This window comes from Aquabacterium fontiphilum (assembly GCF_009909205.1).
Lineage (GTDB): Bacteria > Pseudomonadota > Gammaproteobacteria > Burkholderiales > Burkholderiaceae_C > Aquabacterium > Aquabacterium fontiphilum.
The window spans coordinates 316,199-336,301 of the sequence record NZ_JAAAPN010000001.1 but is presented as its reverse complement, the minus strand read 5'-3'; the positions used below and the strand labels follow the sequence as shown (position 1 = coordinate 336,301).

19 protein-coding genes are annotated in these 20,103 nt (G+C 67.6%); 13 read left to right on the top strand and 6 right to left on the bottom strand.

Going from position 1 to position 20,103, the window contains the following annotated elements:
* Nucleotides 1-4 precede the first annotated feature (4 nt).
* A complete protein-coding gene (locus tag GTZ97_RS01410) occupies nucleotides 5-613 on the bottom strand; it encodes a hypothetical protein (RefSeq protein ID WP_161648710.1) in 609 nt (202 codons plus the stop codon).
* A gap of 79 nt (nucleotides 614-692) precedes the next feature.
* Here GTZ97_RS01410 and GTZ97_RS01405 point away from each other — a divergent pair, with 79 nt between their 5' ends.
* On the top strand, nucleotides 693-1,235 hold the full coding sequence (locus GTZ97_RS01405) for a TetR/AcrR family transcriptional regulator (protein WP_161648709.1): 543 nt from the start codon (nucleotides 693-695) through the stop codon (nucleotides 1,233-1,235).
* An 89-nt stretch (nucleotides 1,236-1,324) separates the two neighbouring features.
* On the top strand, nucleotides 1,325-2,347 hold the full coding sequence (truD, locus tag GTZ97_RS01400) for a tRNA pseudouridine(13) synthase TruD (protein WP_161648708.1): 1,023 nt from the start codon (nucleotides 1,325-1,327) through the stop codon (nucleotides 2,345-2,347).
* 21 nt (nucleotides 2,348-2,368) lie between these two features.
* Here the strand turns inward: truD and GTZ97_RS01395 are convergent, their stop codons facing one another.
* Together GTZ97_RS01395 and GTZ97_RS01390 are read right to left on the bottom strand one after the other, a co-directional pair.
* Nucleotides 2,369-2,845: a CopD family protein gene (locus GTZ97_RS01395; RefSeq protein ID WP_161648707.1), complete on the bottom strand. Its 477-nt coding sequence runs from the start codon at nucleotides 2,843-2,845 to the stop codon at nucleotides 2,369-2,371.
* A 38-nt stretch (nucleotides 2,846-2,883) separates the two neighbouring features.
* The gene (locus GTZ97_RS01390) at nucleotides 2,884-3,402 is read right to left on the bottom strand and encodes a YqhA family protein (RefSeq protein WP_161648706.1); all 519 of its coding nucleotides are present in this window, start codon (nucleotides 3,400-3,402) and stop codon (nucleotides 2,884-2,886) included.
* A gap of 152 nt (nucleotides 3,403-3,554) precedes the next feature.
* Here GTZ97_RS01390 and GTZ97_RS01385 point away from each other — a divergent pair, with 152 nt between their 5' ends.
* On the top strand, nucleotides 3,555-4,187 hold the full coding sequence (locus tag GTZ97_RS01385) for an MBL fold metallo-hydrolase (RefSeq protein WP_161648705.1): 633 nt from the start codon (nucleotides 3,555-3,557) through the stop codon (nucleotides 4,185-4,187).
* A gap of 34 nt (nucleotides 4,188-4,221) precedes the next feature.
* Here the strand turns inward: GTZ97_RS01385 and GTZ97_RS01380 are convergent, their stop codons facing one another.
* Complete coding sequence (locus GTZ97_RS01380; RefSeq protein WP_161648704.1) at nucleotides 4,222-5,250, bottom strand: M48 family metallopeptidase; 1,029 nt, start codon at nucleotides 5,248-5,250, stop codon at nucleotides 4,222-4,224.
* Between the two features lie 61 nt (nucleotides 5,251-5,311).
* The gene (locus tag GTZ97_RS01375; protein WP_161648703.1) at nucleotides 5,312-6,841 is read right to left on the bottom strand and encodes an MFS transporter; all 1,530 of its coding nucleotides are present in this window, start codon (nucleotides 6,839-6,841) and stop codon (nucleotides 5,312-5,314) included.
* 152 nt (nucleotides 6,842-6,993) lie between these two features.
* On the opposite strand from GTZ97_RS01375, the gene GTZ97_RS16930 reads away from it, so the two are divergent.
* The 5 genes from GTZ97_RS16930 to GTZ97_RS01350 all read left to right on the top strand — a co-directional run bounded on the left by GTZ97_RS16930 (nucleotide 6,994) and on the right by GTZ97_RS01350 (nucleotide 13,011).
* Entirely contained in the window at nucleotides 6,994-8,811 is a 1,818-nt protein-coding gene (locus tag GTZ97_RS16930; RefSeq protein ID WP_161648702.1) for a methyl-accepting chemotaxis protein, read from the top strand.
* An 85-nt stretch (nucleotides 8,812-8,896) separates the two neighbouring features.
* Entirely contained in the window at nucleotides 8,897-9,703 is an 807-nt protein-coding gene (gene otnI, locus GTZ97_RS01365; RefSeq protein WP_161648701.1) for a 2-oxo-tetronate isomerase, read from the top strand.
* Nucleotides 9,704-9,731: 28 nt separating this feature from the next.
* Nucleotides 9,732-10,610 (top strand): alpha/beta hydrolase, encoded by an 879-nt coding sequence (locus GTZ97_RS01360; RefSeq protein ID WP_161648700.1) that lies wholly within the window; start codon nucleotides 9,732-9,734, stop codon nucleotides 10,608-10,610.
* A gap of 25 nt (nucleotides 10,611-10,635) precedes the next feature.
* Complete coding sequence (locus tag GTZ97_RS01355) at nucleotides 10,636-11,193, top strand: YaeQ family protein (RefSeq protein WP_161648699.1); 558 nt, start codon at nucleotides 10,636-10,638, stop codon at nucleotides 11,191-11,193.
* 252 nt (nucleotides 11,194-11,445) lie between these two features.
* Nucleotides 11,446-13,011, top strand: a complete 1,566-nt coding sequence (locus GTZ97_RS01350) for a methyl-accepting chemotaxis protein (RefSeq protein WP_236650939.1) — start codon at nucleotides 11,446-11,448, stop codon at nucleotides 13,009-13,011.
* 87 nt (nucleotides 13,012-13,098) lie between these two features.
* Here GTZ97_RS01350 and GTZ97_RS01345 read toward each other — a convergent pair whose 3' ends face one another.
* Nucleotides 13,099-14,295, bottom strand: a complete 1,197-nt coding sequence (locus GTZ97_RS01345; protein ID WP_161648697.1) for an amino acid aminotransferase — start codon at nucleotides 14,293-14,295, stop codon at nucleotides 13,099-13,101.
* A 62-nt stretch (nucleotides 14,296-14,357) separates the two neighbouring features.
* Here GTZ97_RS01345 and GTZ97_RS01340 point away from each other — a divergent pair, with 62 nt between their 5' ends.
* From GTZ97_RS01340 to GTZ97_RS01320, 5 genes are read left to right on the top strand one after another with little or no spacing between them, the layout of a single operon-like run.
* Complete coding sequence (locus GTZ97_RS01340; protein WP_161648696.1) at nucleotides 14,358-15,494, top strand: FAD-dependent oxidoreductase; 1,137 nt, start codon at nucleotides 14,358-14,360, stop codon at nucleotides 15,492-15,494.
* A 48-nt stretch (nucleotides 15,495-15,542) separates the two neighbouring features.
* On the top strand, nucleotides 15,543-16,523 hold the full coding sequence (gene arsS, locus GTZ97_RS01335) for an arsenosugar biosynthesis radical SAM (seleno)protein ArsS (protein WP_161648695.1): 981 nt from the start codon (nucleotides 15,543-15,545) through the stop codon (nucleotides 16,521-16,523).
* The gene (locus tag GTZ97_RS01330) at nucleotides 16,520-18,703 is read left to right on the top strand and encodes a dihydrolipoyl dehydrogenase family protein (protein ID WP_161648694.1); all 2,184 of its coding nucleotides are present in this window, start codon (nucleotides 16,520-16,522) and stop codon (nucleotides 18,701-18,703) included. Before arsS ends, GTZ97_RS01330 begins: the two co-directional genes overlap by 4 nt.
* Nucleotides 18,700-19,398, top strand: a complete 699-nt coding sequence (locus GTZ97_RS01325; protein ID WP_161648693.1) for a TIGR04283 family arsenosugar biosynthesis glycosyltransferase — start codon at nucleotides 18,700-18,702, stop codon at nucleotides 19,396-19,398. Before GTZ97_RS01330 ends, GTZ97_RS01325 begins: the two co-directional genes overlap by 4 nt.
* Nucleotides 19,395-20,066 (top strand): TIGR04282 family arsenosugar biosynthesis glycosyltransferase, encoded by a 672-nt coding sequence (locus GTZ97_RS01320; protein WP_161648692.1) that lies wholly within the window; start codon nucleotides 19,395-19,397, stop codon nucleotides 20,064-20,066. The genes GTZ97_RS01325 and GTZ97_RS01320 overlap by 4 nt, the downstream gene beginning before the upstream one ends.
* Nucleotides 20,067-20,103 lie beyond the last annotated feature (37 nt).

Sequence of the window (20,103 nt, the reverse complement as noted above, 5' to 3'; positions counted from 1 at the left end):
GTGATCAGCCTTTCTGCCTTGCTGTTTGCTTGAACGCGGGAATTTCTTGATGAACATCGAAGCCCTTCTTGGCGCGGCCGATGTGGCCGGCGTAAGGCGCAACGGGGCCACGCAGGACGAAGGGAAGCGGCACCTGACGTTGGCCGTCCGTGAAGCCCCAGGTGCCGATGCCCAGGTAGAGGCCCGGCGCCACCCGCCGCACTTCGTCCACCATGTGGATGGCACCGCACATCGATGGGAAGGCGGCGTACACCAGGGTGTAAGCGGGGCGCCGGTCATAGCGGGAAGGCGCGATCAGCGTCTGCATCGGGTAGCGCTGCACCGTGCGGCCCAGGTGGGCAAAGCTGTTGTAGCCCTGGCCGCGCTCGGCGGACACGGGCTTGAAGGCCTTGCACAGCCAGCGCCCCGGCATGAGCGGGTTATTGACCGTCAGGTTGCCGATGACCTGCGCCACGGCGTTGGGCTGCGCCAGCAGGCGCGCGGCGAACTCGCCATCCATCTCCTGGATGGACGGCGCTGGCAGCTTGCCAAACAAGGCCATGAGGCCCTGGATGCGCATGGCCAGCAGGTCAGATTCGGTCAGCTCGCTGACAGGTTGACGTACGACGTTCATGATCTTGAATGGCATTCAACGACCGCGTGACTGTAGCACGTGTTGAATGACATTCAAGATGTCATTTAAGATGTCACCCATGGCCCGAAACAAGCGCGATGTGGATGCTGAAGTGAAGCGTGAGCAGATCGAGGAGGCCGCCTGCGCGCTTTTCCTGGCCGACGGGTACGAGGCCACGTCCATGGCGGCGGTGGGCAAGGCCGCTGGCGTGGCGCCCAACACGCTGTACTGGTACTTCGGCAGCAAAGACGATCTGCTGGTGGCCACACTGGACCGACTGGTCAACAAGGCCCTGCTGCAACTGGCGGGCATGCAGGACCAGTCGCTGGGGGATCAATTGCGCTGGCTGCTGGGGGAGTTTCAGCAGGCCAGCAAGCTCATCTCGACCGTGCATTCGCGCCTGGATCGCTCAGAGACGGTCCGCGAGTGGCACGACCGCTTTCACGAGATGCTCGACGCGCTGCTGGTTCAGCAAATGGTGTCCAAGGGCATGTCCCGGACGAAAGCCTCTGTCATGGCGACGGTGGGCACTTATGTGGTCGAAGGCCTGTTATCCCACCCCCATACCTCGCAACAGTTTGACAAGGTCGTGCACTGGCTCGCGGGCAATGGCAAGCTTTGATGCGGCCGAAGACCGGCGCGGCGAACACCGGCAGGCAAGGCTGTAGAGTACGGCCCCAGCCAACGGACCGCTGCCACCGGCCGCCCCTCATGACCGACGCGCCCTACACCACCTTGCCACCGTGGCCCCACGCCTATCCGGCCACCGGCGCCAGCGCCACCCTGAAACGCCTCAACGAGGATTTCATCGTCACCGAACTGCCGCTGCAGTTGCCCTCGGGCGAGGGCGAACACCTCTGGCTGGATGTCGAGAAGAACGGGGCCAACACCGCCTACGTCGCCCAGCGCCTGGCCGAGGCCGCCGGCGTACAGGAACGCGACGTGGGCTATGCCGGCCTGAAGGATCGCTACGCCATCACCCGCCAGTGGTTCAGCATCTATCTGCCAAGCGGCAAAACCGGCGAGACGCCCGACCTGACCTTGCTTGAGCACCCGGAGTTCAGGGTGCTGAGCCAGAGCCGCCACGTGAAGAAGCTGCGCCCTGGTGACCTGCAGGGCAACCGCTTCCGCATCACGCTGCGCGACGTGACGGGCGATCACGATGCGATCGAGGCCAATCTGAAGGCCGTGGCCTCACAGGGCGTGCCCAACTACTTCGGCGCGCAACGCTTCGGTCACGACGGCGGCAACATCGAGCAGGGCCGCGCCATGCTGGCGCGCGAGATCCGCGTGCGCAACCCGAAAAAAAAGGGCATCTACCTGTCGGCGGTGCGCTCGTTCGTGTTCAACGAGGTGCTGGCGCTGCGCATTCAACAGGGGCTGTGGGGCCAGGTCTTGCCGGGTGACGTGATGGACGAGGCCGGGCGGCCCACCGGGCCTCTGTGGGGACGGGGCCGGGTGGGCACGACCGACCAGGCACAGGCCCTGGAAAACAGCGTGGCCGAGCGCCACGCCGTCTTGTGCGACGGCATGGAGCACGCCGGCCTGGATCAGGCTCGCCGCCCCCTGGTAGCCTGCCCGGCGGACATGTCATGGACATGGCCGCAAACCGATCAGCTGGTGCTCACGTTTGCTTTGCCTGCCGGGAACTACGCCACATCCGTGCTCGACGAAATCCTGCGCACCACGGAGCCAGACCGGCACACAGAGGACGAGGCCGCGGCGGTTGAGTGACGGTGGCGCGCCGGCACGGCTTCAAGCCGTCCAGCGTGTCAGCGCCACGACCACCACCAGCACACCCAGGGCGAGGTTGACAGAGACCCATGTGCGGATTTGGGCCAGGGCCGCACCACCCGCCGCCCAATCCGATGCGGCGACGGCACGGCCCAGGCGCTTGAACAGCGCAAAGCGGATGTGCATGAAGATCGCCACCATGAGCGTGCCAACAACCGCCATCACGGTCCAGGCCAGCGGCATCTCGAAGCTGCCGCCTGACTGCACCACCTGCTTGGCCACACGCCCCAGCATCCACACTCCGGTGCCGAGCGTCAGCAGCGAGGCCGTGAGCACGGCCTTGAAGAAGCGCCCGAGCACGTCGTGCATCAGCTTCAGGCGCACGGGCGCCTCCAGTTGGGCCACCGCGGGCCGCAAGCAGAAGTGCGCGAACACCATCCCGCCGATCCACACGATGATGGACAGCACGTGGACCGTCTTGAGAAGCGCGTAGATCATCGGTCAAATCCGGTGAATGCAGGCCCGACGCGGGCGGGTCAGTCGTTCTCGCGGGTCAGCCGCTCTGCGTAAGAGATGCCAATGGCCGACAGGACGAACATGAAGTGAATGACCGCCACCATCACCACGACCTGGATGTTCTCGAGGTTCAACTGGCCGCTCAGATAGGTCTTCAGCGCGTGAACGCCTGAGATGGAGATGATGGCAAATGCGAGCTTGAGCTTGAGGTTGTAGGTGTTGACGTGGTCGAGCCAATCGGGCTTCTTGATGTCCAGTTTGTCGAAGTGGCCGGTGGTCACGAAAAGCGAGACACCCGCCAGCGCCACCACCCAGACAAGCTGGGCCACCATGGTCATGTCCACCAGTTCCAGCACCTTGATGATCAGATCGATCTTTTCGAGCTGACCAAACAACAACGTGCTCATCAGCTTGAATGTTTCAAACAGGAACTTGCCCAGGATGCCGAAAATGATTGCCACCAGGCCCACATAGAAGAACAGCATGGTGAACCGCATGCCGTAAAGCAGGGACCCGACTCCGGAGAGCAGTTTTTCCATTCTCGACCACCGTAAAACAGAGCAGACACTTCCATCCAACCACACTGCGCACACCGCCGGGCGGACGGCCGTCATTGTGACGCAGAAGGTCGCAGCCCCCGCTCACGGATGTCTGTATTCTTGAGCCCACGCCCAGAGAAATTGCAGACCTCATGCTCCACCGCCTCACCCTCCCCGTCACTGCCTTCGAACAGAACTGCTCGCTCGTGTGGTGCGACCAGACCCACGAAGCCGCCCTGATCGACCCGGGCGGTGACATCGGCACGCTGCTGGAAGCCGTCGAAGCGCGCGGGCTGACACTCAAGGCGGTGTGGCTGACCCACGCCCACATCGACCACGCCGGCGGGACCGGCACGCTGGCGCGCACGCTGGATCTGCCCGTAATCGGTCCACACCCCGGCGACCAGTTCTGGATTGACGCGCTGCCGCAGCAAAGCCAGATGTTCGGCTTTCCGCACGCCGAGCCGTTCGCGCCCACGCGTTGGCTGGATCAGGGCGACACGGTGCAGATCGGGCACAGCACGCTGGACGTGCTGCACTGCCCGGGCCACACGCCGGGTCATGTCGTCTTCTATTCGCGCGAACTGCAGCATGCCTTTGTGGGCGATGTGCTGTTTGCCGGCAGCATCGGCCGCACCGACTTTCCCGGCGGCAACCATGCCGACCTGATCCATGCGATCAAGACGCGGCTGCTGCCGCTGGGCGATGCCGTGACCTTCACGCCCGGCCACGGACCGGAAAGCACCCTGGGCGAAGAACGCCGGTACAACCCTTACTTGCGCTGAACCAGCCCGCCGGGCACACCGGCCAAGCCGAAAATCAGTGCACGTGCCCCTCATGCCCCCAGCGCACCGCGCTGGGCGTCGCAGCGACCGGCGCCACGGCCCGGCCCCAGTAGGCCAGCGGCTCGAAGCGGTCGTAATAGCTCTGGCCGAAGCGGAGAGGCTGGTCGAAGCGGCGGTCGGGCTTGGGCGCGCGCTCGAAGATGGGCTGCACCCGGGGCAGATTGGCCTGGATGTCGCGGATGCGGTTGTTGCCTGAAGGATGGGTCGAGAGCCACTGGGGCGGCGCGCCCTTGGCGGCCGCGCCCATTTTCTGCCACAGCGTGACACCGGCGCGCGGGTCATAGCCGGCGCGCGCAGCCAGTTCCATGCCGACCAGATCGGCTTCCGATTCGTCTTCGCGGCTGAACTTCAGCGTGAGCAGTTGGCCGCCCATGTTGAGCAACGCATCACCCACGCTGCCCAGGCCGAACAGACCCGAGATGATGTTGGCACCGATGCGCGTGGCCGATTGTTTGCCGATTCGCTCGCGCGCGTGTTCCCGCAAGGCGTGGGCCACCTCATGGCCCATGATCATGGCAACCTCGTCATCCGTCAGCTTGAGCTCTTCCAGGATGCCGGTGTAGAAGGCGATCTTGCCGCCCGGCATGCAGAAGGCGTTGAGCTCTTTCGAGCGCAACACGATGACCTGCCACTGCCACTGCGAGGCCCGACGGTTCCACGGTGTGCTGTGCGGGATGATGCGCTGGGCGATGGCGCGCAAGCGCACCACCTGAGGGTGGTTGTCAGGCAGCAGGGCGTTCTGTGCCCGGGCCTGGGCAATGATCTGTTCGTATTGCTGTTGGGCAGCGGCCTCCACCTGCTCGGCCGGCACCAGGCGGGCAAAGCCGGACTGGCTGCCCACCTCCACGCCTTCTTTGGCCAGCGCCACGCCCGGGGCCACAACAACCGCCCCGGCGAGAGCAGCAGCCAGTGCCACGGCCGCCCAACGCCCCGGACCAGCTGAACGGGTGGGGGCGTCGGGGCAAGGCAGGGCGGCGGATGTCCCGCCGGCCAAATGGTTCATGTGCAACATCGGTCGGTTCTCCTGCGCGGCCGCCATCAGGTGGGGCCACATCGCCTTTCTTTCAACGTGCGAGCGTGCGATCAAGCATACGGCGTACCGCCGGCAGCAACGCATACGCGGGGAACGACAGCCAGAACGTCAGGAAGAAGAAGGTGGCGTAGCCCATTTCCTGCACGCCCAGGCCGCCAGCCCAGCCGGCCACGGCGCGCGAGAACGCAAAAATCGACGACAGGATGGCGTACTCGGTGGTGGCGCGGGCGCGGCTGGTGATGCCCATCAGGAAGGCCAAAAACGCCCCCGTGCCCAGGCCGCCGGTGAAGCTCTCAAGCGCACTGGCTGCATACACCGCCGCCTGGAAGTGAGCGGCCACTTCCATTCCCGCGGGCGTGGGCTGGACGTACCAGGCGGCCGCTGCGTATCCCAGGTTCGACGCCGCCTGCGCCAGGCCCAGCACCCACAGCCCCTTGAAGATGCCCACGCGGTCCACATACCAGCCGCCGGCCAGGCCGCCCGCGATCGACAGGCCCAGACCCACATTGACCGACACCAGCCCGATGGCCGCAGGCGAGAAGCCCGCGTCCACCCAGAAGGGTTTGACCATGAAGCCCATGGCCGCGTCTCCGAGCTTGAACAACAGGATGAAGGCCAGCACGGCCAGCATCCCTGGGCGAGCCAGCAGCTCGACCAGCGCACCGAACACCGGGCCGTCTTCCATCACGCGCGAGCCGGGCTGGCGCGCCGCCACCACCATCAGCCCGGCGCCGGCCATCATCAGCCCGACCGGCACGGCCCCCTTGAACCACCAGGTGGCACTGACCTGAGTCAGCGCCGACCAGTCAGCGGCCCTGGCCACGGGACCCAGCACGGGCCACAACAGGCCGCTGATGAACAGCCCCAGCGCCAGCAACCACACCGGGCGCGCCCGCAGCAGCGCCCATTCACGTCCCACGCCGCCGTGCTCCGCCGCGGGCGGGCGCCATGGCAGGGCCGGCGCCGCCAGGATGCAGCTGGCGTTGAACACCATGGTGGCGGCCGCGAGCAGGTAGGCTGCCGTCCAGTTCGGCGCCCCGCTGCTGCCCAGCCAACTTGCCGCGATCAAGGTGCCCCCCGCGGCCAGCATGCCGACGCGGTAGAAGCCGATGCGGATGCCGTTGGCCACCCCGTACTGCTCCTTGGTAAGCGCCTCAATGGTGTAGCCATCGGTGGCGATGTCGTTGGTGGCCGACAACACCGTGAAGGCCGCCAGCAGCACCCAGGGCCACGTGTGCCCCAGCGCCAGCGCCTCGGGGCGGGTGGCCAGCGTGGCCAGCACCACCGCCATGCCCACATTGGCGCCCGCCATCCACACCTTGTGCCCACGCCAGGCCTCGACGACCGGCGCCCACAGGAACTTGACTGTCCAGGCCAACCCCAGCAGGCTCAACAGGCCGATGTCCGCCGGGCTGACCCCGGTCTGCCGCATGTGCACCGGAAAGAGGTCGTAGAACAGCCCCAGTGGCAGCCCCTCCGAGAAGTAGAGCAAGGCCACCCAGAACAGGAGGCGACGGTGGGGGGCGGGCCGCTGAGGCGCGCCGGGCAGCGAGGAAGACATCCGGGGATTGTAGAAAGCTGCACGCGGCGTCCGGAAAGCCGAGCGATTAACCGACTTTTCCCAGCTTTCCGCTTCAGTCGGCCGCGCATGATGCCGATACACATCCGGGACCCTGGGCTTCCCCTGGCTGCCCGCTCCCTGTAGGAGGCACAATGAAATTCCGCACCAAGATCTGGATGCTCCCCGCCAGCGCCGCCGCCGTGTTCATCGTCGGCGTCGCGGTCAGCTTCATGGTGGGCAACCGCACCTCGGAGGTGCTCAAGCACCTGCGTGACGTGGACAACCCCCACATGGCCCACGTGCAGACCGTCGACCTCAGCGCCGAGCAACTGCGCCTGACGCTGCAGACGGCCGCCGCCGAGGGCGATCCGGAGAAACTCAAGGAGACCGACGCCATGGTCAAGGCGGCCCGCGATGCGGTGGCCGGCATGGCGCAGCTCGAAAACAAGCAAGCCATCGCCAAGGAGCTCGGCAGCGCCTTCGACGCCTACCAGGCGGCCTCGATTGGCGCGACGCGTGCCTTGCTGACTGGCCAGCCGCCGGGTGAGCAGGTGGCGCAGATGCAAAGCACGCTGCGCACACTGCAGGGCCTGCTGGAGCGCCACAAGAAAGAAGCCAAGGCGGCCATTGACACCGCGCAAGCCAATGCGACCAACGGCGTCACGACCAACCTGTGGGTGACCGTGATCACCGGCGTGGTGGTGCTGGGTGTGCTGGGCGTCGCGTCAGCCTCGATCGTGTCATCGGTCTGGAAAGACCTGGGTGAAGAGCCGGACGTGCTGCGTGCGACCGTGGGCCGCATCGCCGATGGCGACCTTGACATTGACCTGGCCGATCATCCGGGCGACACCAACTCGCTGCGGGCATCGGTGGTGGCGATGACGCGCAAGCTGCGCGACACGATTGCCGTGATCCGCCAGGCCACCGATTCGATCTCGACGGCGTCGACCGAGATCGCCACAGGCAACCAGGATCTGTCGGTGCGCACAGAGCACACCGCCTCGAACCTGCAGCAGACGGCCAGCTCCATGGAGCAGCTCACCGGCACCGTGCGCCAGAGCGCCGATGCCGCCCGTCAGGCCAATCAGCTCGCCTCAGGCGCGGCCACGGCGGCCCAGCGTGGCGAGCAGATCGTCTCGCAGGTCGTGGCCAACATGTCCGAGATCGACGGCGCCAGCCGCAAGATCACCGACATCATCACCGTGATCGACGGCATCGCCTTCCAGACCAATATCCTGGCGCTCAATGCCGCGGTGGAAGCCGCCCGCGCGGGCGAACAGGGCCGCGGCTTTGCCGTGGTGGCCGGCGAGGTGCGCACGCTGGCGCAGCGCAGCGCCCAGGCGGCCAAGGAGATCAAGACGCTGATCAACGCGTCGAGCGAGAAGGTCGAATCGGGCTCGCGCCTGGTGCAGGACGCCGGCTCCTCGATGATGGAGATCCTCAACAGCGTGCAACGCGTGTCAGACATCATTGGCGAGATCAGCGCCGCCTCGAGCGAGCAGAGCGATGGCATCAGCACGGTCAACCAGTCGGTCAACCAGCTCGACCAGATGACGCAGCAGAACGCCGCGCTGGTGGAAGAGTCTGCTGCAGCGGCTGAGAGCCTGAAAGACCAGGCCAGCCGCTTGGCGCAGGCCGTGGCGGCCTTCAAGCTGGGCCACCACAGCGGTCGAACGGGCGGCGGCTTCTCTGCTGCTGTGCCCACCGCCGCGACGGTGGCCAGCGAGGTCATCGCCAAGGCGCAGGCAGCGGCTCCGACGCTGCGCGAAGAGGTCAAGCCCGTGCCGCTGGCCGCCACAGCCGTCAAGGCCCCCACGGTGCCTGCCCCCGTGCCTGCCTCCGCGCCCGCACCGCGCAAGCCCGTTGAGCCGGCGCTGGCCGCCCCCGCGCCCAGCATGGCCAAGCCCGAACCCATGCCGGCCAAGGCGGCCGCCACCTCGGCGCCCGACGACGACTGGGAAACCTTCTGACCCTCCGGGTCAGCGCGCGTCACAGGCGCGCGCAGATCGGCTACCCTCAGCGGTTGATTGCCTTCGGGCAGCAACCGCTTTTTTCATGTCTGCGCCGCCCCTGCGTTTTGCCGCCAACCTGAGTTGGCTCTACACCGACCTGCCCTTTCTCGACCGCTTTGGCGCCGCCGCACGCGACGGCTTTGCCGGCGTCGAGTGCCTGTTTCCCCATGAGCACCCCACGGTCGAGGTGACCGCGCGCCTGCGCGATCACGGACTGGCGCTGGTGTTGTTCAACGCCGAGCCCGGTGACTGGGCGGCCGGCGAACGCGGCCTGGCGAGCCTGCCTGGTCGAGAAGACGACTTTCGCCGCAGCGTCGACGCCGCCCTCGCCCGAGCCGACGCGCTGGGCTGCGCACGCATCCATGTGATGGCCGGCGTGTGTGACGAAGCCGACCGGGCTGCCGCATGGGCCCGTTACGAGACCAACCTGGCCTGGGCCGCGCGCCAGGCCGAAGGTGCAGGCAAGGTACTCACGATCGAGCCCATCAACCCGCGCGACATGCCCGGCTACCTGCTCACACACCAGGCCGATGCGCATGCGCTCGTGGCCCGCATCGACTCACCCGCGCTGCGCGTGCAGATGGACCTGTACCACTGCCAGATCGTGGAAGGCGACGTCAGCATGCGTCTGCGCCAGTGGCTGCCCACCGGTCAAGTCGGCCACATCCAGATCGCGGCGGTGCCTGACCGGGGCGAGCCCGATCAGGGCGAACTGCACTACCCCTGGCTCTTTGACGAGCTCCGACGCCTGAATTGGTCCGGCTGGATCGGCTGCGAGTACCGCCCCCGCGGCGCGACCTCGGCCGGCCTGACCTGGCTGCCTCGCGCGCGCCTGCACATCCCCTGTTGATCCTCCTGCTGCCCCGTTGCTGTCGACCATGTACACCAGCCCCACCCCCCTGCCCACCAGTCTGCGCACCCGCGACGGCCTCGAACTGGTCACCCGCCACTGGCCGCTGCGCCATGGCGAGCCCCCTCGGGGCGTGGCGCTGATCGTGCACGGCCTGGGCGAACATGCCGCGCGCTACGACCATGTGGCCACCAGCCTCAACGCCCTGGGCTGGGCCGCGGCCAGCTACGACCACCGCGGCCATGGCCGCTCGCCCGGCCCGCGCGGCAAGCTGGCTCAGGACGACGACCTGCTGCACGACCTGGCCAGCATGGTCGACGCCGTGCGGCAGGCCTATCCCGGCCGACCGCTGCTGCTGGTGGGTCACAGCCTGGGTGGTGCCATCGCCGGGCGCTTCGTGTCTGCCCTGGTCGCACCACAGGAAGACGCCTCCTGGCGTCGCCCTGTCGAGGCGCTGGTGCTGTCTTCGCCCGCGCTGGCGCTGCCACTCAACCCGATCCAGAAGCTGCTGCTGGCCACGGTGGCTCGCCTGACGCCGGATGTGGCCGTGCCCAATGGGCTCAAGCCCGAGTGGGTCTGCCACAACCCGGCCACCGTGCAGGCCTATGTGGCCGACCCGCTGGTGCACGACCGCATCAGCGGCCGGCTGACGCTGTGGCTCAAAGCCGCAGGCGAGACCGTGCGCGCCCGCGCGGCGCAGTGGCCCATCCCCACGCTGATCATGTGGGGCGGCGAAGACCGCTGCGTGGACCCGGCAGGTTCGGCCGCCTTTGCAAGCCTCGCCCCGGCCGACCGCGTGCAGGCCCAGCCCTGGCCACGCCTGTCGCACGAGATCTTCAACGAGCGCGAACAGGACGAGGTGCTGGCCGTGATGCGGGCCTGGCTGGGTCGCGTTTTTGGCGGATGATGGCGGGTTTTCCGAAGGACGCACCATGGCACTGAAGGCCACCATCTACAAAGCGCAGCTGCAACTGGCCGACATGGACCGCCACGTCTACGCCGACCCGGCCATCACGATCGCCCGCCACCCGTCCGAAACCGACGAGCGGATGATGATCCGGGTACTGGCGCTGGCCCTGGGCTGGCCCGCCGACACCAGCGAAGGCACGCTGGAACTGGCCAAGGACATTTGGGAGCCAGATGAGCCCGCGCTGTGGCACAAGAACTTCTCTGACGAGATCCTGCACTGGGTCGAAGTCGGGCAACCCGATGACAAGCGCCTGATGAAGGCCTCTGGGCGCGCCCGAGCAGTGAGCGTCTTCGCTTTCCAGAGCAGCACGCCCATCTGGTGGGAGGGCCTGGTCAACAAGGTCTCGCGCGCCACCAACCTCACGGTGTGGCAGATCCCGAGCGAACAGAGCCAGGCCCTGGCTGCCCTCGCGCAGCGCAGCATGCAGCTGCAGTTCACCGTGCAGGACGGCACGGTGTGGGTCAGCGACGGCCAGGCCAACGTCGAGCTGACACCGCTGAGGCTGACGCCCGAACGCTGAAGGCCGCGTCGCCTTCTCGCCCCCACCGCCTGAAGTGGCTGTGGCATGGGGCACTGTTTGCCAACTTCCGCAACCTGGCTGCACGCGACCATACACATCGTCGACCTGACTGAGGTTGACCGCCGCCCTGGGGTGCGTGCAACGGACATGTGATGCCGCCGTTGCCCGCAGCAGTTCCGTCGGGCGGACCGACGGGCTTCGGCCCCGAGGAGCATGTACTCGTCCTCGCAGAAAGGTATCACCACCATGTGGATGTGGATTCGACAATTCAGTGTCGCCTGGCGCTTGCGCGTGCTGGTGGCCACCGCCAGCCTGCTTGTGCTGACCGTCGCAGCATGCCTCTTGTGGCACAGCTATGAACGCAAGGTGAACGACAGGCGCATGGCCGTTCAACAGACGGTCGAGCTCGCGCATGGCCTGCTGCAATGGGCCCACGCACAAGAGCGATCAGGCAAGCTCTCTCGCGCGCAGGCTCAATCACAGGCCATCGCCCAACTCGATCAGCTGCGCTACGGTCAGGGTGAGTACTTTTGGGTCAACGACATGCAGTTGCGGATGGTGCACCATCCGATCAAGCCCAAGCTCAACGGCCAGTCGGTGCGTGACATGCAGGACCCGAACGGCGTTTACCTGTTCCGCGATTTTGTCGAGACGGTGCAGCGCGCAGGCGCGGGCTTCGTGGCCTACCAGTGGCCCAAGCCGGGCCATGACGAGCCGGTGGACAAGGTGTCGTTCGTGCAGGGCTTTGCGCCCTGGGGCTGGGTTGTGGGCTCGGGGCTCTACATCGACGACCTGCAAGCCGACTTCCGCCGCGAGGCGCTCGTGATGCTGGTCATCGTGGCGCTGGCCAGTGCCGCACTGTGGGGCGCGGGCATCCGGACGGCACGCGACGTGGCCGACGGCATGGCCGAGGCCGTGCATCGGGCTGAAGCCATTGCGGCAGGCCACATCGCCGCTGGCGAGGCGCCCCACCCCCTGAGCGACGGCCGTGACGAAATCGCACGCCTGTTCCAGGCCATGCGCCACATGAGCGAGCGGCTGAGCGCAGCCATGCGCGAGGTGCGCCAGAGCGTCGACAGCGTGGCCATGGCCAGCCAGCAGATTGCCGCAGGCAACCAGGACCTCAGCCAGCGCACCGAGGAAACCTCGGCCAACCTGCAGCACACCGCTTCGTCCATGGAGCAACTCTCGGGCACGGTGCAACACAACGCCCAGTCGTCGACCACGGCACAGCAAATGGCCACCGACGCCGCCACCGAAGCGCGCCGCGGCGGCGAGGTCGTGGCGCAGGTCGTGCAGACGATGGAGGCCATCCACCACAGTGCCCGCAAGGTTTCCGAGATCATCACCGTGATCGACGGCATCGCTTTCCAGACCAACATCCTCGCGCTCAATGCCGCCGTGGAGGCCGCTCGAGCGGGCGAGCAGGGACGCGGCTTCGCAGTGGTGGCAGGCGAGGTGCGCACGCTCGCGCAGCGCAGCGCGCAGGCCGCACGCGAGATCAAGGCGCTGATTCAGTCATCGACCGAGCAAGTGGAAAGCGGCGCCACACTGGTGCAGGACGCAGGGCAGACCATGTCGTCCATCGTCCAGGCCGTCGAGCGCGTGGCGGGGCTGATTCACGAGATCGCCAGCGCCACCACCGAGCAAAACCAGGGCATCGTGCAGATCCACCAGGCCATGACCCAGCTCGATGACGTGACACAGCAGAACGCCGCGCTGGTCGAGCAGTCGGCCGCAGCCGCCTCCAGCCTCAAGGACCAGGCCGACAGCCTGGCCCAGGTGGTCAGCCGCTTCCGCGTGGCCGGCGCCTTCTGAGCGTCAGCCCGCACCACCGATCGTCAGTCAGCCCCCCACACCGGTCGTGGCCGCCACGCCGGTGTGGTCATGGGTTTCAACAGACGTTCAGCCCGCCAGCACGGCGGCAAACGCCTGGGCCACCGCATCGACGTTGTTGGCGTTGAGACCTGCGGCGCACATGCGCCCCGAGCGCAGCACGTACACGCCGTGCTGCTCGCGCAGCGCATCGGCCTGCTCGGGCGAGACGCCCGTGTAGCTGAACATGCCGCGCTGGTCGATGAAGTAGCGCACATCACGGCCCGGCAACTGGGCAACCACGCCGTCATACAACCGCTGGCGCATCAGCTTGATGCGCTGACGCATCTCGGTGAGTTCATCGGCCCACATCTGACGTAGCTCGACCGATTGCAGCACCCGCGCCACGATCTGCGCGCCATGCGTGGGCGGGCTGGAGTAGTTGCGGCGCACGGCCGACATCAGCTGACCCAGCACGAGCTGGGCCTGGGCCTTGTCCGGGCAGACGACGCTGAGGCCGCCCACGCGCTCGCCATACAGCGAGAAACTCTTGGAAAACGAGTTGGCCACAAAGAAGCTCACGCCCGCATCGGCCAGCGCGCGCAGCGCAAAGGCGTCTTCGTCGATGCCGTCACCGAAGCCCTGGTAGGCAATGTCCAGGTAAGGCAACAGCTGGCGCTGCTTGAGCACGGCGATCAGCTGTGTCCACTGCGCATTGTTCAGGTCGACACCTGTCGGGTTGTGGCAGCAGGCGTGCAGCAGCACGATGCTCCTGGCCGGCAACGCATCGATGGCCGCGAGCATGGCGTCGAACTTCAGACCCTTGGTGACAGGGTCGTAGTAGGGATAGGTGTTGACCTGGAAGCCCGCCCCTTCGAACATGGCCCGGTGGTTGTCCCAGGTCGGATCACTGACCCACACCTGCGAATCCGGGAAGTAGCGCTTGAGGAAGTCGCCGCCCACCTTCAGGCCGCCCGAGCCGCCCAGGGTCTGGATGGTCGCGATGCGCCCACTCTGGACGGCCTCGTGGTCGGCGCCGAAGAGCAGCTCCTGCACGGCCTGGCGGTAGCCCACGTGGCCGGTCATGGGCAGGTAAGGCTTGGGACCGATGGTCGACAGCAGCGCGGCTTCGGCTTCGCGCACGGCGCGCATGACCGGCAGACGGCCCGCGTCATCGAAGTAGATGCCGATCGACAGGTTGATCTTGCCCGCGCGCGGGTCCTTCTGGAAGTCTTCGTTCAGGGTGAGGATGGGATCGCCGGGGTAGGCGTCGACGTGCTGAAACATGAGAGGGCCTTGGTCCACAGATGAAACGGGCGCCGGTCTGGCGAACAGTGCATTATCCCGTGATGACCCGCCATCTCGTTCTGGCCGGCGCCGGCCACGCCCAACTGCATGTGCTGCAGGCGCTCGCCCGCCAGCGGCCAGCCACGCCGTCGGGGCTGCGCGTCACGCTGGTGAGCCCCTCGCGCTGGCAGCACTACTCGGGCATGCTGCCCGGCTGGATGACAGGCGCCTACACGCTGGCTGACTGCCGCATCGACGTGGCGCCACTCGCCCAAGCGGCCGGCGCGCACTTTCTGGAAGACCGCGTGACGGCACTGGACGCCGCACGCCGCACGCTGCATCTGTCGGATGGCCAGACGCTGCGCTACGACCTGCTGTCGCTGGATGTGGGCAGCGAGATCGACACGGGCTGGGCCGAGCCGCTCGGTCCACGCCTGCTGCCCATCAAGCCGCTGGATGCGTTTGCCACCGTGTGGCAGGCCTTGCTGGCCGATGCCGCGCGGCAGCCAGACACACGCCTTCGGCTGGCCGTGGCCGGCGGCGGCGCGGCCGGGGTCGAGGCCGCGCTGGCCGCCGCCGCGGCCCTGCGAAACAGCCCCGGGGTCCGCCTGTGGCTGATCGCCGGCCGGCAGGGTGTGCTGCCGGGTCATCCGGCCGCCGTGCAGCGCCATGCGCGGCAGGCGCTGGCCCGCGCCGGGGTGCAGGTCTGCGCGCAGCACGCACAGGGCACGCCAGACGGGCTGAGACTGGGCGACGGCAGCCTGCTGCCCGTCGATCACGTCATCGCCGCCACGGGCGCACGGGCGCCGGCCTGGCTGGCCGGCTCAGGGCTGGCATTGGATGCGGCCGGTTTCGTCCAGGTGGGGCCCACACACCAGAGCGTGTCCCACCCCGACGTGTTCGCCGCGGGCGACGTGTGCGCCCGGGTCGACACGGCCCTGCCGCGATCCGGGGTGCACGCGGTGCGGGCCGGACCGGTCGTGGCCCACAACCTGCTCGCCTCGCTCGCCGGCAAGGCGCTCTTGCCGTATCGGCCCAGACCCTGGTCGCTCTACCTGCTGGCCACGGGCGACGGGCGCGCCATCGCGTCATGGGGGCCGTTCAGTGCCGAAGGCGGGTGGGTGTGGCGACTGAAGGACCACATCGACCGGGGTTTCATGGCGCGCTTCGCCTGCACGCCCGGCGATTCCATTGCATGATCGACATCGCCCATCCCGGCCCCACTCTGGCCCCGAACGAGCAACCCCATGCACGCCACGCTTCCCCTCCTGGCCGACACCCGCTTCCCGGCCATCCGCCGCCAGCCGCTGCGCACGCTGCAGGTGAACCTGGGCTACCGCTGCAACCAGTCGTGCCTGCACTGTCACGTCAACGCCGGGCCCAACCGCACCGAGATGATGGACGCCGCGACGCTGGCGCTCATCCCCGAGGTGTTGAAAGCGCGTGCCATCGAGACGCTGGACCTGACAGGCGGTGCGCCCGAGTTGCATGAGGGCTTTCGCACCCTGGTCACCGCCGCCCGGGCCCTGGGTGTGAAGGTGATTGACCGCTGCAACCTGACCATCCTGTTCGAGCCCGGACAAGATGATCTGGCCGAGTTCCTGGCCGAGCATGCGGTGGAGGTGGTGGCCTCGCTGCCCTGCTACTCGGCCGACAACGTGGACCGGCAACGCGGCACGGGCGTCTTCGACAAAAGCATCGCTGGCCTGCAACGCCTCAACGCGCTGGGCTATGGCCAACCGGGATCAGGCCGGGTGCTCAACCTCGTCTACAACCCGCAAGGTCCGTCGCTGCCGCCCCCGCAGGCCAAGCTCGAGGCCGACTACAAGCGCGAGCTGCAGCAACACTTCGGTATCACGTTCAACACGCTGTACGCGCTGGCCAACATGCCCATCCAGCGTTTTGGCTCCACGCTGATTTCCAAGGGGCAGTTCCACACCTACATGGACCTGCTCAAATCGCAGCACCGCGACGAGAACCTGGCCGCCGTGATGTGCCGCAGCCTGGTCAGCGTCGACTGGCAGGGCTGGCTGTACGACTGCGATTTCAACCAGCAGTTGGGGCTGCCCCTGCCGCCCCGCCGTGACGATCGCACCCGCCTGCACCTGCGTGACCTGCTCGCTCAGGGCGTGGATGAGCACCCGATCCGCGTGGCCGACCACTGCTTTGGCTGCACAGCCGGCAGCGGTTCCAGCTGCGGCGGCGCACTGCAAGGGCCGGCTGCATGAAGCGTCTGGCCCTGTTGACGTTGGTGGCGGCGGCCATCGCGCTGTTCTTCATCACCGGGCTGCACGAGCGCCTGACGCTGCAGGGCATTCAGGCCAGCCTGGGCGAGTTGAGCGCCTGGCGCGAGGCGGCGCCGCTGCAGATGGCGCTGGCCTTCATGGCGGCCTACATCGCTGCCACGGCCCTGTCGCTGCCCGGCGCCGCCGTGCTGACCCTGGCGGCCGGCGCACTGTTCGGCCTGGCCTGGGGCACGCTCATCGTGTCCTTTGCCTCCACCATCGGGGCCTTGCTGGCCTTTCTGGTCTCGCGCTACCTGCTGCGCGATGTGGTGCAGCAACGCTTTGGTCAGCGCCTGCAGGCCATCAACGAGGGCATCGCGCGGGATGGCGCCTTCTACCTCTTCACCCTGCGCCTGGTGCCCATCTTCCCGTTCTTCCTGGTCAACCTGCTGATGGGGCTGACGCCCATGCGGGCGGCGCGCTTTTACTGGGTCAGCCAGATCGGCATGCTGGCCGGCACGGTGGTCTACGTGAACGCCGGCACCCAGCTGGCGCGCATGGACAGCCTGGCTGGCATCCTGTCGCCAGGCTTCGTGCTGGCGGCAGCGCTGCTGGGCATCTTCCCCTTGCTGGCCAAGAAAGTGCTGGGCTGGGTTCAGGCCCGGCGGGTGTATGCGCCGTGGTCACAACCCAAGGCGTTCGATCGCAACCTCATCGTCATCGGTGGCGGCGCGGCCGGCCTGGTCACGGCCTACATCGGCGCGGCTGTCAAGGCCAAGGTCACACTGGTGGAATCGCACAAGATGGGCGGCGACTGCCTGAACTACGGCTGCGTACCCAGCAAGGCCCTGATCAAGAGCGCCAAGCTGGCGCATCAGATGCGCCACGCTGAGCGCTACGGGCTCATCGCCGCCGGCGCATCCTCTGCCGATGCCGCCCCGCGCTTTTCGTTCAAGCACGTGATGCAGCGCGTGCACGAGGTGATCCGCGCCATCGAGCCGCACGACAGCATCGAACGCTACACCGGCCTGGGCGTGGACGTGGTGCAGGGCCACGCCCGCATCGTCGACCCGTGGACGGTCGAGATCGCCCGTACGGACGGCAGCAGCCAGCGCCTGACGGCCCGCAGCATCGTGATCGCCGCCGGTGCCCGCCCCACCGTGCCCCCACTGCCCGGGCTGGACGAGGTGGGCTACCTCACCAGCGACACGTTGTGGGAGGCCTTTGCCGAGCTGGATGAGATTCCCCGCCGCATCGTGGTGCTGGGCGGCGGGCCCATCGGCTCGGAGCTGTCGCAGGCCCTGGCCCGACTGGGCGCGCAGGTCAGTCAGGTGGAAATGGGCGAGCGCCTGCTGGCCCGCGAAGATGCCGAGGTGTCGGCCATGGCCCAACAGGCCCTGCAGGCCGATGGCGTGCAGGTGCTCACCCGCCACAAGGCGCTGCGCTGCGAGCGCACGGCCGAGGGCGACAGGCAACTCATCGTCGAGCACCAGGGCCAGACCCGCACCCTGCCCTTCGATGTCTTGATTTGCGCGGTGGGCCGCAGCGCCCGCCTGAGCGGTTATGGCCTGGAGGCCCTGGGCATCCCCACCGACCGCACGGTGCAGACCAACGAGTACCTCGAAACCCTCTATCCCAACATCTACGCGGCCGGTGATGCGGCCGGGCCCTTCCAGTTCACGCACGTGGCGGCGCACCAGGCCTGGTATGCCGCCGTCAACGCCCTGTTCGGCACCTTCAAGAAGTTCAAGGTGGACTACCGCGTCATCCCGCGTGCCACCTTCCTCGATCCCGAAGTGGCCCGCGTGGGCCTCAACGAGCTGGAGGCACGCGAACAGGGCATCGCCTACGAGGTGACCCGCTACGGCATCGACGATCTGGACCGCGCCATCGCCGACAGCGCGGCACACGGCTTCGTCAAGGTGCTGACCGTGCCCGGCAAGGACACCATCCTGGGCGTGACCATCGTGGGTGAGCATGCCGCCGACCTGCTCGCCGAGTTCGTGCTGGCCATGCGCTGGGGACTGGGGCTCAACAAGATCCTGTCCACCATCCACACCTACCCCACGCTGGCCGAGTCCAACAAGTACGTGGCAGGCGAATGGAAACGCGCGCACGCCCCGCAGGCCCTGCTGCACTGGGTGGCCCGCTACCACGCGTGGCGACGCGGAGCCCGCGCATGAGGCTCAGCGTGGTCGTGCCCATGCTGAACGAGGCCGCTGCGCTGCCGGCGCTGCTGAGCCACCTGCGGCAGCTCCAAGCGGATGGGGCCGAGGTCGTGCTGGTGGACGGCGGCAGCCACGATGACAGCGTCATGCTGGCTCGCGCGGCAGGCTTCACCGTGGTGGAGGCCGAACGGGGCCGTGCACGCCAGATGAACGCTGGCGCACAACACGCCCATGGCGACATCGTGCTGTTTCTGCACGCTGATACGCGCCTGCCTGAAGGGGCCATGCAGCAGGTGATCCAGGCACTGGCGCCGGCCAGCAGCCAAGAAGCTCACAGACCCGCCCCGGTGTGGGGGCGCTTCGATGTGCATATCAGCGGGCGGTCGCCCTGGTTGCGCGTGGTCGCGCGCATGATGAACCTGCGCTCGCGGCTGACCGGCATCGCCACTGGCGATCAGGCCATCTTTGTGCAGCGAGGCGCGTTCGAGTCGTGTGGCGGCTTTCCCGAGCAGCCACTGATGGAAGACATCGAGCTGTCGCGCCGACTCAAGCGCCTGTCGCGCCCAGCCTGCCTGCGTGCGCGTGCCCTGACGTCAGGTCGCCGCTGGGAGAGCCGCGGCGTGTGGCGCACCATCGTGTTGATGTGGCGGCTGCGACTGGCCTACTGGCTGGGCGCCTCACCTGAATCGATCGCGAAGGCGTACCGATGAACACCCAGAGTGTGCGCTTCATCGTGATGGCCAAGGCGCCCCGCGCCGGCCAGGCCAAGACGCGCCTCATTCCTGCCCTGGGCGCCGAAGGGGCGGCCGCCTTGGCGCGGCGGCTGCTGCACCACACCCTGGGCGAGGCCCTGGCCGCCGCTCAATCTTTGAGAAACGCGCAGATCGATGCCGCCGTGACCTTGTGCGGCACACCCCTCGCTGAGTTGCCCGCCCAGGGTGAGTCCCTGTGGGGCCTGCCCGAACTGACCGACTGGCTGCCCCACCTGCACCTGCAAGACCAGGGCGATGGCGATCTGGGCGCCCGCATGGCGCGCGCGGTACACGGCCCGCTGATGGCAGGCCAGTCGTGTGTGCTGATCGGCACCGACTGCCCCAAGCTGGGCCGCGAGGCACTGCATGGCATCGCGCTGGATCTGCACCGCCACGATGCCGTGATGGTGCCGGCCACCGACGGCGGCTACGTGGCCCTGGGCCTGAGGCGCTTCGAGCCCACGCTGTTCACCGACATGCCCTGGAGCACGCCTGAGGTGGCCCATTTGACCCGCCAGCGCCTGGCCGCGGCAGGCCTGAGCCTCCGCGAATGGCCGGCTGAGCACGACCTTGACGAGCCTGCCGACCTGGCCCACCTGCCCCATGGCTGGCCCACCACCGGCTGAGCACACTCCGCCCCACTCACCCCACAGGCACGCATTA

Coding starts and splice junctions, on each gene's coding strand:
- GTZ97_RS01410 (WP_161648710.1), bottom strand. CDS start 613: ATGAACGTCGTACGTCAACCTGTCAGCGAGCTGACCGAATCTGACCTG.
- GTZ97_RS01405 (WP_161648709.1), top strand. CDS start 693: ATGGCCCGAAACAAGCGCGATGTGGATGCTGAAGTGAAGCGTGAGCAG.
- truD (WP_161648708.1), top strand. CDS start 1,325: ATGACCGACGCGCCCTACACCACCTTGCCACCGTGGCCCCACGCCTAT.
- GTZ97_RS01395 (WP_161648707.1), bottom strand. CDS start 2,845: ATGATCTACGCGCTTCTCAAGACGGTCCACGTGCTGTCCATCATCGTG.
- GTZ97_RS01390 (WP_161648706.1), bottom strand. CDS start 3,402: ATGGAAAAACTGCTCTCCGGAGTCGGGTCCCTGCTTTACGGCATGCGG.
- GTZ97_RS01385 (WP_161648705.1), top strand. CDS start 3,555: ATGCTCCACCGCCTCACCCTCCCCGTCACTGCCTTCGAACAGAACTGC.
- GTZ97_RS01380 (WP_161648704.1), bottom strand. CDS start 5,250: ATGAACCATTTGGCCGGCGGGACATCCGCCGCCCTGCCTTGCCCCGAC.
- GTZ97_RS01375 (WP_161648703.1), bottom strand. CDS start 6,841: ATGTCTTCCTCGCTGCCCGGCGCGCCTCAGCGGCCCGCCCCCCACCGT.
- GTZ97_RS16930 (WP_161648702.1), top strand. CDS start 6,994: ATGAAATTCCGCACCAAGATCTGGATGCTCCCCGCCAGCGCCGCCGCC.
- otnI (WP_161648701.1), top strand. CDS start 8,897: ATGTCTGCGCCGCCCCTGCGTTTTGCCGCCAACCTGAGTTGGCTCTAC.
- GTZ97_RS01360 (WP_161648700.1), top strand. CDS start 9,732: ATGTACACCAGCCCCACCCCCCTGCCCACCAGTCTGCGCACCCGCGAC.
- GTZ97_RS01355 (WP_161648699.1), top strand. CDS start 10,636: ATGGCACTGAAGGCCACCATCTACAAAGCGCAGCTGCAACTGGCCGAC.
- GTZ97_RS01350 (WP_236650939.1), top strand. CDS start 11,446: ATGTGGATTCGACAATTCAGTGTCGCCTGGCGCTTGCGCGTGCTGGTG.
- GTZ97_RS01345 (WP_161648697.1), bottom strand. CDS start 14,295: ATGTTTCAGCACGTCGACGCCTACCCCGGCGATCCCATCCTCACCCTG.
- GTZ97_RS01340 (WP_161648696.1), top strand. CDS start 14,358: ATGACCCGCCATCTCGTTCTGGCCGGCGCCGGCCACGCCCAACTGCAT.
- arsS (WP_161648695.1), top strand. CDS start 15,543: ATGCACGCCACGCTTCCCCTCCTGGCCGACACCCGCTTCCCGGCCATC.
- GTZ97_RS01330 (WP_161648694.1), top strand. CDS start 16,520: ATGAAGCGTCTGGCCCTGTTGACGTTGGTGGCGGCGGCCATCGCGCTG.
- GTZ97_RS01325 (WP_161648693.1), top strand. CDS start 18,700: ATGAGGCTCAGCGTGGTCGTGCCCATGCTGAACGAGGCCGCTGCGCTG.
- GTZ97_RS01320 (WP_161648692.1), top strand. CDS start 19,395: ATGAACACCCAGAGTGTGCGCTTCATCGTGATGGCCAAGGCGCCCCGC.